This is a genomic window from Streptomyces sp. NBC_01381 (assembly GCF_026340305.1).
Classification (GTDB): domain Bacteria; phylum Actinomycetota; class Actinomycetes; order Streptomycetales; family Streptomycetaceae; genus Streptomyces.
This window is the reverse complement of record NZ_JAPEPI010000003.1, coordinates 291,354-307,751: the sequence shown is the minus strand read 5'-3', so window position 1 is coordinate 307,751 and position 16,398 is coordinate 291,354. Positions and strand designations below refer to the sequence as shown.

General features: G+C 69.3%; 14 protein-coding genes and 3 pseudogenes. 13 read left to right on the top strand and 4 right to left on the bottom strand.

Features of this window, described 5'->3' with window-relative positions:
* Window positions 1-11 precede the first annotated feature (11 nt).
* The gene (locus tag OG453_RS39650; protein ID WP_266873571.1) at window positions 12-1,655 is read left to right on the top strand and encodes a VWA domain-containing protein; all 1,644 of its coding nucleotides are present in this window, start codon (window positions 12-14) and stop codon (window positions 1,653-1,655) included.
* 24 nt (window positions 1,656-1,679) lie between these two features.
* On the opposite strand, the pseudogene OG453_RS39645 reads toward OG453_RS39650, so the two are convergent.
* Window positions 1,680-1,787, bottom strand: a pseudogene (locus tag OG453_RS39645) (transcriptional regulator); the annotation flags it as partial.
* Between the two features lie 310 nt (window positions 1,788-2,097).
* On the opposite strand from OG453_RS39645, the gene OG453_RS39640 reads away from it, so the two are divergent.
* Both OG453_RS39640 and OG453_RS39635 read left to right on the top strand, forming a co-directional pair.
* A complete protein-coding gene (locus OG453_RS39640) occupies window positions 2,098-2,364 on the top strand; it encodes a hypothetical protein (protein WP_266873570.1) in 267 nt (88 codons plus the stop codon).
* A 77-nt stretch (window positions 2,365-2,441) separates the two neighbouring features.
* The gene (locus OG453_RS39635; protein WP_266873569.1) at window positions 2,442-2,915 is read left to right on the top strand and encodes a carboxymuconolactone decarboxylase family protein; all 474 of its coding nucleotides are present in this window, start codon (window positions 2,442-2,444) and stop codon (window positions 2,913-2,915) included.
* Window positions 2,916-2,941: 26 nt separating this feature from the next.
* On the opposite strand, the gene OG453_RS39630 is transcribed toward OG453_RS39635, so the two are convergent.
* The gene (locus OG453_RS39630; RefSeq protein ID WP_266873568.1) at window positions 2,942-3,631 is read right to left on the bottom strand and encodes a nitroreductase; all 690 of its coding nucleotides are present in this window, start codon (window positions 3,629-3,631) and stop codon (window positions 2,942-2,944) included.
* A 107-nt stretch (window positions 3,632-3,738) separates the two neighbouring features.
* Here OG453_RS39630 and OG453_RS39625 point away from each other — a divergent pair, with 107 nt between their 5' ends.
* From OG453_RS39625 to OG453_RS39595, 7 genes and pseudogenes are all read left to right on the top strand, one after another.
* On the top strand, window positions 3,739-4,338 hold the full coding sequence (locus OG453_RS39625; RefSeq protein WP_266873567.1) for a TetR/AcrR family transcriptional regulator: 600 nt from the start codon (window positions 3,739-3,741) through the stop codon (window positions 4,336-4,338).
* 30 nt (window positions 4,339-4,368) lie between these two features.
* Window positions 4,369-5,001, top strand: coding sequence for a DUF1345 domain-containing protein (locus OG453_RS39620; protein ID WP_266873566.1), 633 nt, complete (start codon window positions 4,369-4,371; stop codon window positions 4,999-5,001).
* A gap of 10 nt (window positions 5,002-5,011) precedes the next feature.
* A pseudogene (locus OG453_RS39615) lies at window positions 5,012-5,575 on the top strand (Dyp-type peroxidase).
* Window positions 5,572-5,802: a hypothetical protein gene (locus tag OG453_RS39610; protein ID WP_266873911.1), complete on the top strand. Its 231-nt coding sequence runs from the start codon at window positions 5,572-5,574 to the stop codon at window positions 5,800-5,802. The pseudogene OG453_RS39615 and the gene OG453_RS39610 overlap by 4 nt, the downstream one beginning before the upstream one ends.
* Complete coding sequence (locus OG453_RS39605) at window positions 5,765-8,290, top strand: ATP-dependent Clp protease ATP-binding subunit (RefSeq protein ID WP_266873565.1); 2,526 nt, start codon at window positions 5,765-5,767, stop codon at window positions 8,288-8,290. Before OG453_RS39610 ends, OG453_RS39605 begins: the two co-directional genes overlap by 38 nt.
* A 23-nt stretch (window positions 8,291-8,313) precedes the next feature.
* On the top strand, window positions 8,314-8,595 hold the full coding sequence (locus OG453_RS39600; RefSeq protein WP_266873564.1) for a hypothetical protein: 282 nt from the start codon (window positions 8,314-8,316) through the stop codon (window positions 8,593-8,595).
* 18 nt (window positions 8,596-8,613) lie between these two features.
* Window positions 8,614-9,096, top strand: a complete 483-nt coding sequence (locus tag OG453_RS39595) for a GreA/GreB family elongation factor (protein ID WP_266873563.1) — start codon at window positions 8,614-8,616, stop codon at window positions 9,094-9,096.
* 52 nt (window positions 9,097-9,148) lie between these two features.
* Here OG453_RS39595 and OG453_RS39590 read toward each other — a convergent pair whose 3' ends face one another.
* Entirely contained in the window at window positions 9,149-10,438 is a 1,290-nt protein-coding gene (locus tag OG453_RS39590; protein ID WP_266873562.1) for a YhgE/Pip domain-containing protein, read from the bottom strand.
* A 128-nt stretch (window positions 10,439-10,566) separates the two neighbouring features.
* Here OG453_RS39590 and OG453_RS39585 point away from each other — a divergent pair, with 128 nt between their 5' ends.
* From OG453_RS39585 to OG453_RS39575, 3 genes and pseudogenes are all read left to right on the top strand, one after another.
* Complete coding sequence (locus OG453_RS39585; RefSeq protein ID WP_266873561.1) at window positions 10,567-12,333, top strand: DUF3556 domain-containing protein; 1,767 nt, start codon at window positions 10,567-10,569, stop codon at window positions 12,331-12,333.
* Window positions 12,330-13,754, top strand: a complete 1,425-nt coding sequence (locus OG453_RS39580; protein ID WP_266873560.1) for an NAD(P)/FAD-dependent oxidoreductase — start codon at window positions 12,330-12,332, stop codon at window positions 13,752-13,754. Before OG453_RS39585 ends, OG453_RS39580 begins: the two co-directional genes overlap by 4 nt.
* An 81-nt stretch (window positions 13,755-13,835) precedes the next feature.
* Window positions 13,836-13,955: pseudogene (locus OG453_RS39575) on the top strand (molybdenum cofactor biosynthesis protein MoaE); the annotation flags it as partial.
* A 14-nt stretch (window positions 13,956-13,969) separates the two neighbouring features.
* Here OG453_RS39575 and OG453_RS39570 read toward each other — a convergent pair.
* Window positions 13,970-16,240: an FdhF/YdeP family oxidoreductase gene (locus OG453_RS39570; RefSeq protein WP_266873876.1), complete on the bottom strand. Its 2,271-nt coding sequence runs from the start codon at window positions 16,238-16,240 to the stop codon at window positions 13,970-13,972.
* Window positions 16,241-16,398: the final 158 nt, after the last annotated feature.

Genomic DNA, 16,398 nt, shown 5'->3' with positions numbered 1-16,398 from the left:
GGGATCAAGCCGTGGGCGAAACGCCGGGCAGGCTCGACGAGTTGGCGGGCAGGGCAGGGAAGTGGCTCGGCCTGTCCGCCGCCGCTCCCGATCGGCACACCGCGGCCGTGGTCGCGGACCGGTTCGAGCAGATCGCCTGGCGCGACACCTACGCGCAGTCGGCCGGACTGCGCGACCTCGCCGAGGAGCTGAACGAGCGTCACCCCTACGCCACCGACCTCCTCACCGACGCGTTCCTGGCCGCGTACAAGGTCAGCCCGCGGCTGCGCGAGCGCGCGGACATGGACCCGTCCCGGCTGCTCAACCACCAGGTCATCTCCTCACTGCTGGAGTCGATGGAGTTCGCCGAGCTGCGCCGGGAGACGGCCGGCGACCCCTACGCCGCCGCCATGGCCGTGCTCGCCCAGGCCCCCGCGCTGCGCCGAATCCTTGAGAGCTCCCGGGATGCCCAGGACCAGGCCGAGCGGGCGAAGAAGGCACAGGAGGACGCCGAAGGCGCGGCGACCGCCGTGGCCGAGGCGCTCCGGCGGTTCGCCGACGAGGACGGCACCTTGCCGGCTCCGTCCGCCGACGAGGATGGCACCGTGCCGGCCCCGTCCGCCGACACCGTCCACCAGGCGATCGCCGCGGCCGAGGCCGCAGAGGCCGCCGCTCAGCGGGCCGCTCGGGACGCCGGGCAGGTCCTCGCGGTGGCCGCCCCTGGTATCGGCGCCGCCGCGCGGAACTCGGCGGCGAAGGCGGCCAGGGCTGCGCGTGAGGAGGCCGCCCTGATGCGGGCGTGGGGCGTCGGTCCCGGCGATCTCGAGCGGCTGGCGTTCGGCCGGCGCGCCCGGCTCGCCGAGCGGCTGCGCACCGGCCGGCTCGCACAGTGGGCCGAACTGATCGGCCGCTTCCGGCAGATGGCCGGAGCCGAGCGCGCCCGCAAGGTGGAGAACACCGCCGGGGAACTGGTCGGCGTGACGCTCGGCAACGACCTCTCCCGCGTCATCCCCTCCGAACTGGCCAACCTCGGCCTGCCCGAGCTGCGTGCGGTGTTCGCCGCGCGTTACGCCGCCGGGGAGCTGATGCTCTACGACAGCCAGGGAGAGCAGGCCACCGGCAAGGGCGCCGTCATCGCCTGCGTGGACACCTCGCACTCCATGTACGTGGAAGGGCCCGGCGGAGTCACCCGGGAGGCGTGGGCCAAGGCGTGCGCCCTGGCGCTCCTCGACCAGGCCCGCGACGCCGGGCGTGACTTCGTCGGCATCCTGTTCTCCGCTGCCGACAAGCTCCAGGTCTTCCGCTTCCCGGCCGACCGCCCCGCCGGCATCGACCGGACGCTCGACTTCGCGGAGACCTTCCTCGGCGGCGGCACCAGCTACCAGACGCCCCTGACGGCGGCCGCCGAGCTCCTGGGGGACGAGTTCAACGACGCCGCCCGCAAGCGCGGCGACATCGTGCTCCTCACCGACGACGAATGCGGCGTCACCGAGGAGTGGATGCGCGGCTGGAACGAAGCCAAGCACCTCCTGGGCTTCCGCGTCTTCGGCGTGGCCATCGGCGCCCCGCCCGCCGCCGAAGCAGGCTCGGTCCTGGACGCCCTGTGCGACAACCTCCGCTCCATCGAGGACCTCACCGACGTCCACGCCGCCGCCGACCTCTTCCGCGTGATCTGACCCGGCCTTCGCGACGCGGGCAGGTCAGCCGACCCCGTACGTCCTGGCGAGTACGTCGACCGTGTCGGCCATGGCCCGGCGCAGTTCCGAGGGCGCGACGACCTCGACGTCGACACCGAGCCGCAGCAGCTCGACGAACCGGACCGCTTCGTCTGGCTGCGCGGATTCCGGGACATGGCGGCACGGCAGCGCGCGCTGGCGGCCTTCTACGACGGCCCCGTCTGGGCCAAACACGGCCCCCAGGCCAACGCCACCATGCTCGACTCCGACGACGTACTCCTCCTGCGTCCCCTGTCGGAGGGGAGCGGCTTCGCCATCTCCCCTTCCCGACGGCCCCAGGTCGGCGCTCCGGCACCGGATCGCTTCGTGGCCGCCACGGTGTGGTCCTTCCCTCCCGGCCGCCAGGACGGCATCGCACTGATCCGGGACGGGACTTCTCCCCGTGCTGCACAGGACGGGCCCCGCGCCACTGGCCGCCCTCACCACCGAGGCGGCGCCCAACACATTCCCCCGACTGCCCGTCCGCACCGGGGAGAACGTCGCCGTGGTCGTCACGGCCTACCCCGACGAGAGCACGTACCGAGCGCACCTGGCCGCTGTGCAGGCGGACCCCCTCGCCCGGGACGAGATCTTGCCGGGCATCGAGCGGGCACAGACGACAGTGGCCAGGACCCTGCGGCTGGCGCCGACGGGCCGATCGGGCAGCTGATCGGGCAGCCGTGTCACATTTCGCGGAGCTGTTCCGTCGGAAGGGTGTAGGCACCCGCAACGACACTGGAGCGCATCATGGAAGCCCGCCTGAACTTCTTCACCAGCCCGGTCGCAGCCAAGTTCGGCAAGCACCTGGTCGCCGCCGGCAAGGTGCTCGCGGAGTCCACGCTGCCGGCCGCGACGCAGGAGCTGGTGAAGCTCCGCGCCAGCCAGATCAACGGCTGCGGATTCTGCACCGACATGCACACCAAGGACGCTGCCGCCGCCGGTGAGACGTCCCTGCGCCTCAACCTGGTCGCGGCCTGGCGCGAGGCGAAGGTCTTCAGCGACGCCGAGCGCGCGGCGTTGGAGCTGACGGAGCAGGGCACCCGTATCGCGGACGCGGCCGGCGGGGTCACCGATGAGGCCTGGGCGAACGCCGCCAAGCACTACGACGAGGAGCAGTTGGCCGCCCTGGTGTCGACCATCGCGCTGATCAACGCCTTCAACCGGGGAAACGTCATCGTCCAGCAGCCCGCGGGCGACTACCAGCCCGGCCAGTTCGCATAGCCAGGGCTGTGGTCAAACGGAGGTCCCTAGCCATGGAAGGCCGTGGTTGACGCGAGCGAGGACCGCTCGGTGGTGATCCGGTTCACCGGGGCGGCCTCGTCGGCATAGCCGAACGAGATGCCCAGGAGCAGCTTTCCTTCGGTCACGCCGAGTTCGGCGCGGACGGTGTCGGCGTAGAAGCTGAGCAGCCCCTGCGGGCAACTGTCCACGCCGTACGCGGTCATCGCCAGGAGCAGCGTCTGCATGTAGGCGCCGACATCCGCGGCAAGGCGGGCCCCGCCGTCTCCGGTGACAAACAGGAACGCGGCGTGTGGCGCGCCGTAGAAGCGCAGGCTCTGCGCGTCGTAGGCCGCGCGTGCCGCGTGGTCGTCGGGACCGATGCCCAGCGCTCCGTACAGCTCGCCGCCGAACGCCGCCCGGCGCGCCTGGTGAGTCGGCGAGTACATCCCTTCGGAATACGGGAAGTCCGCCGAGACGCGCTTCTCGGCATGGGCCGCCCGCAAGGCGTCCGCCAGTCGCTCACGCGCCGCGCCGCTCACCACTTCCACCTGCCATGGTTGTGCGTTGGAATTGGACGGCGCGGCGCCGGCCAGCGAGAAGATCGCATGCATCGTGTCCTCGGGCACGGCTCCCGGACGGAACGCCCGGGTCGCGTGACGGCCACGGACCAGCTTCTCCGCGCAGCCACTCAGCTCTGTGGGCACCGGCTTGCTCATAGGGACTCCTCCTCAAGGCCGTTCATTTATGTAAACGGGTGCGTTTACTTGGGAGGGACCGTAGCAGTGCGCACCTTGGGAAGTAAACGCGTACGTATACTTGCCTCATGAGTGCGACGGCTACGACATCTCAACGGCGGGGGCGCGGAGGGCGGGAGCGGATTCTGGCTGCCGCCGCACAGCTGTTCGCGGCCCAGGGGATCAACGCGACCGGCATGGAGCAGGTCGCGGAGGAAGCGCCGGTGTCCAAGCGGACGCTCTACGCGCACTTTCGGACCAAGAACGACCTGGTCATCGCCCACCTGCAGGACCTCGCGTCGTCGGGTGCCACGCTGGAAAGCGTGCTGACCCGCGAGGACATCCCCCCGCGGGAACGGATCCTCAAGCTGTTCGAGCAGCCCGCGGGGGACGCGAATCCGGTACGGGGGTGTCCGTTCATCGATGCCGCCGCGGAGTTCCCCGACCCGGAGAGCGCGGCCCACTCCTACGCCCGTGAACAGAAGCTGCGGATGGTGCAGCTGATCGCCGCACTGGTGACGGAGCTGGGCTGCCGCGAACCGGTCGCCCTCGCCGAACAGCTGGCCACCCTCGCGGACGGGGCGGCCAGTCGCGCGATGGTGCTGGGTGACGCGGACTACGGCCGACACGCACGGGCGGCGGCGGAGGTTCTCCTCGAGCGGGCGGAGCGAGTGGGCTCGCCGGGCTGAGCCGCGGTGCGGCGACTACCGTTATGGCCCATGAGCGCCATTTTGCCCAGTTCCGCGGTCCCGCGGCTGAGCAGCGCGGTGGTCGTCGGGGCTGTCGCCGGCGTGGTCGTGGGCATCGCGAGCGGCATTCCCCTTGGCGTGCTCGCCGGCATCGCCGTGACGGAACTGGCCTTTGTCGTGGCGGGCTGGATGGTGCTGTGGCCGATGGATGCCAAGGCCACGCGCGACAATGCCCGCCGCGAGGACTTCCGGCCCGTCATCGAGGAGCTCGTGGTCGTGGCCACCGCCCTGTGCGGACTCGTCGCCATCGTGCTGTTGCTTCTGCTCGGTGACACCGACAGCGGCCATGCCGGGGCCGCGGTCGCACTCGGCGGCGTGTTCATGTCCTGGGCGGCGCTCCATCTGATGTACGCGGCCCGTTACGCGTACATGTACTACACCGCATCGGGCGGGATCGACTTCAACTCCGGTGACCCGCCCGCGTACCGGGACTTCCTCTACTTCAGTTACAACCTCGGCATGACCTACCAGGTGTCCGACACCGACGTGTCGAGTCCGACGATCCGCTCGGTCGTCCTGCGGCACTCGGTGCTGGCCTACGTCTTCGGCACCAGCATCCTCGCCACGACCATCAACCTCGTCACGGGAATCGTCACCGGTTGATCGTCACCGGCTGATCGTCCCGCCGGCCAGAGCCGCCGTGTTCCTTGTGGTCACCATCAGATCGGGCGGTGAGGACACGGTCTGTGGCCTGCTGGAGGACGTATCGGCTCTGAAGCGCTCGGTGGCCTTCCGTGCGCCCGAACGACCGGCTGAGCTGCGTCGTCGGCATCGGCTCTGAGGCCTGGGACCAGCTCTTCAGCGGACCGCGACCCCAAGACCTGCATCCCTTCGTGGAGTTGGCCGGTCAGCGCCACCGCGCTCCGGCCACCGCCGACGACCTCCTCTTTCACGTACGCGCCCAACGCATGGACCTCTGCTTCGAACTGGCCCGTCCGATCACCGCGATCTGCTCGGCTTCGTCGACGGCAGCGAGAACCCCGAGGGGAATGCCGCCGACGCGGGTGGCCGGCCGGGGCTGCACGACCGGATCCTCGAATTCTCCACGGCGGTCACCGGATGCCTGTTTCATGTGCCGACCGCTGATTTCCTCGATGACCTCCCCGCCGCGCCGGGCGATGTGATGTCCACCGATGGCTCCCTGGGGATCGGCAGCCTGAAAGGAGTCCGATCATGACCACGCCCACCGGCATGAACAACCTGAACCGCGAGCTCGCCCCGATCACCCCCAGTGGTGACGCTCAGCCCGGATACGAGCGGCTGAGCAGCCCCTCAATTCTCGTTCCCGCCTGCATTTATCTCCGCTTGCAGAGCAGTGGACATCGCGTTTCAGTTGTACAGATCCCCCTCGGTACCAGGAGCTGCGATGTCGATGTCCTTCGGTTCAGGGTTCGGTTCCTCTGACCCCTTCAGCGAGATGTTGAATCGGTTTTTCGGAATGTCCCCGGCATCGTCGCCACCGGCCGTTCAGCGCGTTCCCATCGGGCGGCTCCTGACCGATTCCTCGCAGGAACTCCTGAATCTGGCCGCGCAGCGAGCGGTCAAGGACGGAACCCCCGACCTCGACACGGAGCACCTGCTCTGGGCGTCCGCACAGGTCGACCCCGCGCGCAAATTGCTCTCCCAGGTCGGCGTGAATCCCGACAAGCTCGCCTCGGAACTCGACGCGGTCCTGCCAAGGGAGTCCGGTGAGCCGTCCGCGGAACCAGGACTGACACCGGCGGCCAAGCGCACCCTGGCAACCGCCTACGCCCACTCGCAGGCCGCCGGGGTTTCGTACATCGGGCCCGAGCACATTCTCAGCGCGCTCCTCGACGGCGCCGACTCGGGCGCCAACCGGCTGCTGCGCGCGGAGGGCCTTGACCCGGAGCGGCTGTCGGGCCTCGCGGACCAGGCGGCCCGCTCGGACGGATTCCCGGCCGACGCGAAGAAGGAGAAGCCGGCCACGACCCTGGACGAGTTCGGGCGGGACCTGACGGAGGAAGCGAAGGCCGGAAAGCTCGACCCGGTCGTCGGGCGGTCCGATGAGATCGAGCAGACCGTCGAGATCCTCTCGCGGCGATCCAAGAACAACCCTGTGCTCATCGGCGAGCCCGGCGTCGGCAAGACCGCCATCGTCGAAGGCCTGGCGCAGCGGATCGTGGCCGGCGAAGTCCCGGCGACCCTGAAGGACAAGAGGGTCGTCTCGCTCGACCTCTCCGGCATGGTGGCCGGCGCACAGTACCGAGGCCAGTTCGAGGAGCGCCTGAAGAAGGTCATCGAGGACGTCCAGGAAGCCAGCGGCGACATCATCCTGTTCATCGACGAACTCCATACGGTCGTGGGCGCGGGCGCCACCGGCGAGGGGTCGATGGACGCGGGCAACATGCTCAAGCCCGCGCTGGCACGCGGAGAGCTGCACGTCGTCGGCGCGACGACCATCGACGAGTACCGCAAGCACATCGAGAAGGACGCCGCCCTGGAGCGCCGCTTCCAGCCCGTACTGATCCCGGAGCCGACCGTGGAGCAGACGGTGCAGATCCTGGAGGGGCTGCGGGACGCCTACGAAGCCCACCACCAGGTCCGCTTCGCCGACGGCGCCCTGGCGGCGGCGGCCGAGCTGTCCGACCGGTACATCAGCGACCGGTTCCTGCCGGACAAGGCCATCGACCTGATGGACCAGGCGGGCGCCCGTGTCCGCCTGCGCAGTACGGGTCGCTCCACCGAGGTCGTCAGCCGCGAGGACCGCATCGCCAAACTCCGCCGCGAGCAGGCTCATGCGGTGGCCGGTGAGGACTTCGAGAAGGCCTCCGACCTCAAGCGGCAGATCGCCGAGGCGGAAGGCGAACTCGCGGGCATCGAGGAGCGCCGCGAGGGCGTCGTCTCCGTCACCGCCGACGACATCGCCGATGTCGTCTCCCGCCGCACCGGGATCCCGGTCTCCCAGCTCACCGCGAGCGAGAAGGAGAAGCTCCTCAAGCTCGAAGAGGAGATGCACGCCAGGATCGTCGGCCAGGACGAGGCGGTCACCGCCGTCTCGGAGGCCGTACGCCGCAACCGTGCGGGCATGGGCGACCCCAACCGCCCCGTCGGCTCGTTCCTCTTCCTCGGCCCCACCGGCGTGGGCAAGACCGAACTCGCCAAGACGCTCGCCGAGTTGCTGTTCGGCGACGAGGATCACATGATCCGCTTCGACATGAGCGAGTTCCAGGAGAAGCACACCGTCGCCCGGCTCGTCGGCGCCCCGCCCGGATACGTCGGTTACGAAGAGGCCGGCCAGCTCACGGAGAAGGTCCGCCGGCAGCCCTACAGCGTGGTGCTGTTCGACGAGGTGGAAAAGGCCCACCCCGACGTCTTCAACACGCTGCTGCAGATCCTCGACGACGGACGTCTTACCGACGCCCAGGGACGCACCGTCGACTTCCGGCACTGCGTCGTCATCATGACGTCAAATATCGGCGCCCATCGCATTCTCGCGCACGAAGGCGATGTGTCCGAGATCAAGGACGAGTTGATGGGGGAACTGCGGACGCGGTTCCTGCCCGAATTCCTCAACCGCATCGACGACATCATCATCTTCCACAGCCTCACCGAGGACGACCTGTCGCAGATCGTGGATCACCTCCTCGACCAGAGCAAGCACCGGGTGCACGCCCAGGGCATCAATCTGGAAGTCACCGACGCGGCCAAGAAGTTGCTCGTCGCCCATGGCCACCAGCCGGAATTCGGTGCCCGTCCGCTGCGCCGCACGATTCAGGCCGAGCTCGACAACCGCATCGCCTCCTTCCTGCTCGGCGGTGAGGCGGACCCGGGCGACACCATCGTCGCCGACGTGGAGAACGACACGCTCCATTGCACCGTACGCAAGGGAGCCGCCGCGGATCCCACGGAATCCACCGACGGCGACCGGTAAGAACACTCAGGCAAGGAGGACACATGGCGGGTCACCACAAGTCCAACCGGAAAGTCGAAGGCAACCCGGACACGGACCACAGCCGAGGAATGCCCCTGCGACCCGACGAGGAGCAACTGGAGCGTCGCACGCGGGAAGACGAGCGGGACGCGGGAATTCCCGTGAAGAAGCGGGAGAGTTCCGAGGCACAGTACGAAGATGCGCAGGCCGAAGTCGACCGCGAAGTCGACCAAGGCGACATGCCGACGGGCAAGAAGACCCGTGCGCAGCGTGATGCCTTTCCGCCGAGTGACTACGAAAGCTGACAGTTCACGGGAGCAGTGATGAACGGAGATCCCCGACCGATCGGTGCCGGCGCTCGTCGCGCGCTCGAGAAGGAGCTCGCAGACCTGCGCGCCGAACGGAAAGCGGATGCCGCGACGCTGCAGGACACCAACGAAACGGGCGACCGCGCCGACCAGGCCGACGAGTTGCGGCGGCTGGCCGTCATCGGACGCCTCGACGACCGCATCACCGAGATCACCCTGCGGCTCCGCCAGGCGGACGACGCGGGTCCGCCATCGACCGACGAGGTCGGGATGGGCAGCACGGTCACCGTGCGGTTCTCGGACGGCACGGAGGGGACCGTCGAGATCGGTGAGGTCGCGGAGCCGCTGGACCCGACGATGGTCACGTACGACAGTCCCATGGGTTGTGCGCTGCTCGGCCACCGCGCGGGTGACAGCGTCAGCTACAAGACGCCCGGTGGAGAGTCGGCCGTGACGATCGTGTCGCTGGGCGGGACGGGCGCTGCGGGGGAGGGCTGAGGCACCAGCCACTCCGGCTGCCACGGCGAGCCGCCGATTGCGACGAGGACCGTCACCCCGGCTGCGGCACCATCCGGTGCAGGCCCTTGCGGTCGTAATAGCGGGTCATGGCGAAGCCGAACACGAGCGCGGCGACGAAACCGACCGCGATCATGATCCAGCCCCGGGTGAGTCCGGCGTCGGCGCGGGCGTCGAAGTAGACGATCGCCCGGACGCCGGCGACGAGTTGGCGCATGGGTTCGAACGTGGCGAGGAAGCGGTAGAAGCCCGGCGTGGCTTCCAGCGGGACCGTGGCGCCGGACGACGGGAGCGCGAGCGCGATGAAGACGAACATGGCGACCAGCTGGCCGATGCTGCCGAAGGCGGCGTTGATCGCCTGAACCCCGAGGCCGACGGAGAGACTCGCACAGCAGGAGAACACCCACAGCAGCGCCGGGTGCGGCGCGTCCATGCCCAGGATCGAGACCGTCGCCACCATGAGAAGCGTGGTCGTCAGGAGCGAGAGACCCGCGGTCATGACCATTTTCAGGAGCAGCATCTGGGTGCGGCTGATGGGAACGGTGGGTTGCCGGGAGTGCCAGGGGCCGATCTCGCTGTCCGCGTAGCCGAGTGAGCTGTCGACGGTGTTGTGGATGAGGTTGGCGGCGAGGAATCCGGTCAGGACCAGCAGCAGGGTGTAGTAGAAGGCGCTCAGGCCCAGACCGGTGTGCGTACCGATCGGGTGGCCGACCTTGGTGCTCACCGCGACCGGGTCGGCGAGCAGCACCCGCGTGGTGGAACTCGCCTTGGCGACTTCCGGTGACGACACCAGCTGCTTGCCGATGCCCGTGGAAGCCTGGTGCGCCGCCCGTTGGGTGATCTGCCCGGCCAGGGACGAGCCGAGGCTGCCCATTCCGGGATTGGTGAGCGTCGTCAGGGTCGGCTGGGCAGTGGCTTTCCCGGAGGCCAGCGATCCCACGGCGGACGTGAAGCCGGAGGGAATCTCCAGCGCTCCGTAGACCTTGCCGGAGGCCAGCTCGTCCTGAGCCTCTGCGCGGCTGATCCTGCGCCAGTCGACATCCCCACGCGGAGTGGAGGAGACGATGCCGGCACTCACCTGGGAGCCGAGATTCTCCTGCTGACCCGGCAGCGGCTTGTCCGTGTCCGAATTCACCAGGGCGATGGGCAGCCGGTCCAGATGGTCGGCGGGCGTGAGGATGCCGCCCATGTACAGCAGGGAAAGGGCGAGTGCGACAAAGCCACTGAGCACACCCGGAACGATCCACAACTTCCAACGACGCAGCAGCAGCCCCGCCTTCACGTCCTGGGCGGAAGCGTCGCGCGGCGGAATCCCGGTGGCCATAAATATCCCCTTTGACTCCCGAATGACCATAGGGCGCGGATGAAGAAGGGGGGCGCCACGACACCTGGTTCCGGCATACCTTCGCGTTCGTTCCCTCCTGATTCGTACGAGACGCAGAGGCTGACCCCATGGGCTTCATAAAACCCCGGCTGGTGCCCGTCGATGCCGGCGCCTTCCGCTCCCTGCCGCGCCGTGAGCGCCTGGAGATCCTGACCCGGCACTGGGTCGAGCACGGCTTCGGCAGCCCCTACGGCGTGTTCCTGTTCTATTTGGTCAAGTGCGTGCTCTACGTCGGCGGCGTGGCCCTCGTGATCTCGCTGACGCCCGGCCTGGGTACCGTCGGCGACGTGGGCTCCTGGTGGTCCGAGCCGATCGTCTACCAGAAGCTGATCGTCTTCACGATCCTGTGGGAGATCGTGGGCCTTGGCTGCGGATCCGGCCCGCTCTCCTCCCGCTTCAACCCGCCGATCGGCTCCATCCTCTACTGGCTGCGGCCCGGCACCATCCGGCTGCCCCCGTGGCCGGACAAGGTGCCGCTGACCCGCGGCGACCGGCGCACCGCCGTCGACGTCCTGCTGTACGCCGCCGTACTCGCCTCCGGCGGCTGGCTGCTGAGCCGCCCCGGCGACGGCACCGGCATCGCGGACTTCGGTCACATCGGCCTCGTCGAACCCCTTGCCGCCTTACCGCTCATCGCGGGCCTGGCGGTGCTCGGCCTGCGCGACAAGACCGTGTTCCTCGCGGCGCGCGCCGAACAGTACGGTCTTTCGCTGCTGCTCTTCTTCTTCCCGTACAACGACCAGTTCATCGGCTTCGAGCTCGTCATGCTGGCGCTCTGGTGGGGCGCCGCGACGTCCAAGCTCAACCACCATTTCCCGTTCGTGGTGGCGACGATGATGAGCAACGCGCCCCTGATCCCCTCGGGCCGCATCAAGCGGATCTTCTACCGCGACCATCCGGAGGACCTGCGCCCTTCACGCCTGTCGTTCCTGCTCGCCCATGTCGGCACCGCCACCGAGTACGCCGTCCCGCTCTACCTGGTCTTCTTCGGCGACGGCGGCTGGTGGACGTGGGCGGCGCTGCTCTATATGGCCGTCTTCCACCTCCACATCCTCTCGACCATCCCGATGGGGGTGCCGCTGGAGTGGAACATCTTCTTCATCTTCTCGCTGTTCTACCTGTTCGGTGCCCACAGCGACCTCACCGTCCGGGACCTGGACTCGCCCTGGCTGCTCGCCGTGATCCTGCCGAGCCTGCTGTTGCTCCCCGCCCTCGGCAACATACGGCCCGACCTCGTCTCCTTCCTGCCCGCGATGCGCTATTACGCGGGCAACTGGGCCACCAGCGTCTGGGTGTTCACCGGTGACGCGGCGCAGCGCCTGGAAGCGGGTCTGACCACCGCGACGCGGCTCGCCTCCAACCAGCTGGCGCAGCTCTACGACGCCGACACCGCCCTGCTCATGGCCGCCAAGGTGGAGGGCTGGCGGGCCATGCACTCCCACGGGCGCGCCCACAACGGACTGATCGCCCGCCTCACCGACGGCCAGGACGACGCCATGGTGATCGACGGAGAGATGGTCGCCGGGTTCGCGATCGGCTGGAACTTCGGCGAGGGCCACCTCCACGACGACCAGCTGCTGCGCGCCGTCCAGGCCCGCTGTGGCTTCGCCCCCGGCGAGGTCCGGGTGATCTGCCTGGAAGCCCAGCCCATTCACCGGCAGACTCAGGACTATGAGATCCACGACGCGGCGCTTGGCCTGCTCGAGCGGGGCCACGTCAAGGTGCGGGACATGCTGATCCGCCAGCCCTGGCCGACCGACGGGCCGGACTACCCCGTCCACGACGTGGAGTCGCTGCATCCGTTGCGGCCCCTGTCCGCGGACACCGAGTCATGACGTCCGCGGTCGTCGTGGGCGGCGGGCCCAACGGGCTCGCCGCCGCGGCACTCCTCGCCAAGGCGGGGCTCGACGTCACCCTCCTGGAAGCCGCCCACGAGGTCGGCGGCGGCACCCGCAGCCATGAGGCCATCGTGCCCGGACTGCTGCACGACCACTGCTCGGCCATCCACCCCATGGCCGTGGCCTCACCGGCGCTGCGCGCGCTGGGCCTCGAACAGCACGGGCTGCGCTGGCGCTCGGCCGACATCGACTGCGTACACCCGCTGGACGACGACACGGCCGGCGTACTGCTGCGCTCCGTGGCGGAGACCAGCCGCATGCTCGGAGCGGACGGCGACCGCTACCGGGCGCTCTTCGCACCTTCGGTACGCCACTGGGACGCGCTTGCCCCGGACACGATGGGCCCCCTGCTGCGCGTCCCGGCGCACCCGCTGCTGCTCGCGCGCTTCGGCCTGCCGACCGCCCTGCCCGCGACCGCCCTCGCACGCCTCTTCAAGACTCCTCAGGCGCAGGCCCTGTGGGCCGGTGTCGCGGCCCACAACTTCCGCCCGCTGTCCCGTCCCTTCACCTCCGCGATCCCCCTCGGCATCCTCACCGCGGGCCACGCGGCAGGGTGGGTCGTCGCCGAAGGCGGTTCGCAGTCCATCGCCCGCAGCATGGAGCGGGTGCTGCGGACGCACGGCGGCACGATCGAGACCGGGGTTCGCGTCACGGACCGCGCACAGATCCCGCCCGCCGACGTGACCCTCCTCGACCTCGACCCGGCCCAAGTCGCCGCCCTCTACGGCGACTTGCTGCCGAGCCGGGTACGGGCGGCCTACAAACGCTTCCGCCGCGGACCCGGCGCCTTCAAGCTCGACCTGGCCGTCGAAGGCGGCGTGCCCTGGACGAACGAGCACGCCCGCCGCGCCGCCACCGTGCACCTCGGCGGCCCGCTCGCCGAAGTCGCGCACACGGAGCGGGAAGTGACCCGCGGGAGAATGCCGGGGCGCCCCTTCGTCCTGGTCGGCCAGCAGTATCTGGCCGACCCGTCGCGGTCGGCCGGTGACGTCCACCCCGTGTGGACGTACGCCCATGTCCCGTACGGCTACGACGGCGACGCCACCGAGGCGATCCTCCGGCAACTGGAGCGCTTCGCCCCCGGGGTGCGCGAACGCATCGTGGGCCGGCAGGTCACCCGGCCCGCCGACTTCGCCGCCGCCAACCCCAACTTCCGTGGCGGCGACATCCTCACCGGGGCCAAGACCGTCCCGCAGCTGCTCCTCGGGCCGCGCCTCGCACTAGACCCGTACGCCACCGGCCTGCCCGGGGTGTTCCTGTGCTCGGCGGCCACCCCGCCAGGCCCCGGAGCGCACGGCATGTGCGGGGCAGGGGCGGTGGCGTCGGCCCTGCGCCATCTCGGCATCCGGGCTGCCTGATGCACCGTCACCAGCCGTGCGGGTGACGGGCATTCACTGGGGACCCGGGTCTCCGGGAAGGCGTTCCAGGGCGGCGGCCACATCGGTCTGCCGGGCGGTTTCCGTGAGGGCCTCCTGGCGGTGCGCGACACCCCGCTCTCCCTGGAGGAGGTGGACGCGGCCGTCGGCGACGACACCGCGGGCGGCACCGCCGTCTTCGTCGCAGGTCGGCTCGCTCAAGCAGCCGGGCCGATGGTGACCTTGACGTGCTTCATGATCGGCTGGTCGCTCTGGGTGCTGTAGTCGACCAGCGCGCACAGGATGTTCATCTCGGGCATGTAGCCGGCCGCGCAGCCGCGCGGGATGTCGTAGGGGATGGCGAGATAGCCGTTGAGATGACGCTTGCTGCCGTCCTTGGCGGTACTGGTGATGTCGACCGGGTCGAACTCCTCGATGCCGCGTTCGCGCATGTCGTCCGCGTTCATGAAGACGAGCGTGCGCAGGTTCTTGATGCCGCGGTACCGGTCGTTGTCGGAGTAGATCGTGGTGTTCCACTGGTCGTGGGAGCGCATCGTGCCGAGCGCCAGGGTTCCGGCGGCGGGCACGACGTCGGGCAGCGGGGCCGAGGAGAACTCGGCCGCTCCGGACGGCGTGAGGAAGACCAGCTCGCGGGCCGGCTGCTTGATGCGGAAGCCGAGCGGCAGCCGCACCCGGCGGTTGAAGTCCTCGAAGCCGTCGAGGGCTTGGGCCATGGTGTCGCGGATACGGTCGTAGTCCTCGATGTACGACTCCCAGGGGGTGTCGCTGTCGGGGAGTGCGGCACGGGCCATGCCGGCGACGATCGCGGGCTCGGACAGCAGATGCGGCGACGCGGGGCGTTTCATGCCGACCGACAGATGCACCATGCTCATCGAGTCCTCGACGGACGTGCTCTGGAGGCCGCCCCGCTGCTGATCCTTCTCGGTGCGGCCGAGGCAGGGCAGGATGAGCGCCTGGCGTCCGTGCACGATGTGACTGCGGTTCAGCTTGGTGCTCACCTGGACGGTGAGTTCGCAGTTGCCCAGGGCCTCGTAGGTGTACGGGGTGTCCGGCGCCGCGAGGGCGAAGTTGCCGCCCATCCCGATGAACACCTTCACATCGCCGCGGTCCATCGCCTGGATGGTGCCGATGGTGTCGAGGCCGTGCTCGCGGGGCGGGTCGATCTTGCAGACCTCGGCGAGGCGGTCAAGGAACTCCGGGTGCGGGCGGTGGTCGATGCCGCAGGTGCGGTTGCCCTGGACGTTGCTGTGTCCGCGGACGGGGGAGGGGCCCGCGCCTTCCCGGCCCAGATTGCCGCGCAGCAGAAGGAGGTTGACGATTTCCCGGACGGTGTCGACGCCGTGCTCGTGCTGGGTGACGCCCAGGCACCAGCTGACGATGCTGCGGTCGGCATCGCGGTAGACGCGCGCCATCTTGAGGATGTCGCCGCGGCCGACCCCGGACTGGAGCTCGATCTCCTCCCAGGGCGTGGCCTCGCACACGTCGCGGTACTTCTCGAAGCCCCAGGTGTGGCGGTCGATGAACTCCTGGTCCAGCGCCTTGGGATCGGTCCTGGACTGCTCGAGGACCGCCTTGGCCATGCCCCGCATGAGCGCCATGTCACCGCCGATGCGCGGCTGCACGTTCAGCGTGCTCGTCCTGGTCGTCTTGAACAGGGCCATGTCCATGATGTCGTGCGGGACGATGGTGCGGGTGGCGGCCGCCTCGACCAGGGGGTTGATGTGCACGATCTGGGCGCCGCGGTGGTGGGCCTCGGCGAGCGCGGTGAGCATCCGCGGGGCGTTGGAGGCCACGTTGACGCCCATGATGAACAGGGCGTCGGTGGCCTCCCAGTCCTTGAGGTCGACGGTGCCCTTGCCGGTGCCCAGTGACGCCTGCAGCGCGCGGCCGCTGGCCTCGTGGCACATGTTGGAGCAGTCGGGCAGATTGTTCGTGCCCAGCTCACGGGCCATCAACTGGTAGAGGAACGTCGCTTCGTTGCCGAGCCGGCCCGATGTGTAGAACGAGGCCTGGTTCGGGTCGTCGAGCTCGCGCAGCGCGCGGCCGACCATCGCGAACGCGTCCTTCCAGCTGATGGGTACGTAGTGGTCCGACTCGAGGTCGTACCGCATCGGCTCGGTCAGCCGGCCCTGGTCCTCCAGCGCGAAGTCGCTCCACCGGGACAGCTCGCTCACCGTGTGCTCGGCGAAGAACTTCCGGTCGACGCGCTTGCGGGTCATCTCCCAGGTGACGTGCTTGATCCCGTTCTCGCAGATGTCGAGCTTGAGGCCCTTGGTGTCGTCCGGCCACGCGCACCCGGGACAGTCGAAGCCCGTGTTCTCGTGGTTCATCTTCATGATGGCCCGTGGACCGTCCACCAGCTCACGCTCACGCAGCAGGAACCGGGTCACGCTCTTTGCGGCGCCCCATCCGGCGGCGGGGTGGTGGTAGGGGTGGAACTCCGGCTCGGCCTCGGGCGCGGGACCCACGCTGCGCTCCAGCTGTTCCTGGTCCTCATTCGACGGGCTCAAGACTCGTACCCTTCCGCCACGCGGACGCGCGCTGTGCTGGACGACGCTTTTGGCCAGGCTAGGTCTGCGGTTCTGGCCATGCCACTTGGCTGCGCGTCGCGTAGGTGAGGAGAAGC

Bases quoted from the DNA above. Each gene is read 5' to 3' on its own strand.
- OG453_RS39600 (WP_266873564.1), top strand. From the start codon at position 8,314: ATGGCGGGTCACCACAAGTCCAACCGGAAAGTCGAAGGCAACCCGGAC.
- OG453_RS39590 (WP_266873562.1), bottom strand. From the start codon at position 10,438: ATGGCCACCGGGATTCCGCCGCGCGACGCTTCCGCCCAGGACGTGAAG.
- OG453_RS39620 (WP_266873566.1), top strand. From the start codon at position 4,369: ATGAGCGCCATTTTGCCCAGTTCCGCGGTCCCGCGGCTGAGCAGCGCG.
- OG453_RS39585 (WP_266873561.1), top strand. From the start codon at position 10,567: ATGGGCTTCATAAAACCCCGGCTGGTGCCCGTCGATGCCGGCGCCTTC.
- OG453_RS39610 (WP_266873911.1), top strand. From the start codon at position 5,572: ATGACCACGCCCACCGGCATGAACAACCTGAACCGCGAGCTCGCCCCG.
- OG453_RS39595 (WP_266873563.1), top strand. From the start codon at position 8,614: ATGAACGGAGATCCCCGACCGATCGGTGCCGGCGCTCGTCGCGCGCTC.
- OG453_RS39630 (WP_266873568.1), bottom strand. From the start codon at position 3,631: ATGAGCAAGCCGGTGCCCACAGAGCTGAGTGGCTGCGCGGAGAAGCTG.
- OG453_RS39605 (WP_266873565.1), top strand. From the start codon at position 5,765: ATGTCGATGTCCTTCGGTTCAGGGTTCGGTTCCTCTGACCCCTTCAGC.
- OG453_RS39635 (WP_266873569.1), top strand. From the start codon at position 2,442: ATGGAAGCCCGCCTGAACTTCTTCACCAGCCCGGTCGCAGCCAAGTTC.
- OG453_RS39580 (WP_266873560.1), top strand. From the start codon at position 12,330: ATGACGTCCGCGGTCGTCGTGGGCGGCGGGCCCAACGGGCTCGCCGCC.
- OG453_RS39625 (WP_266873567.1), top strand. From the start codon at position 3,739: ATGAGTGCGACGGCTACGACATCTCAACGGCGGGGGCGCGGAGGGCGG.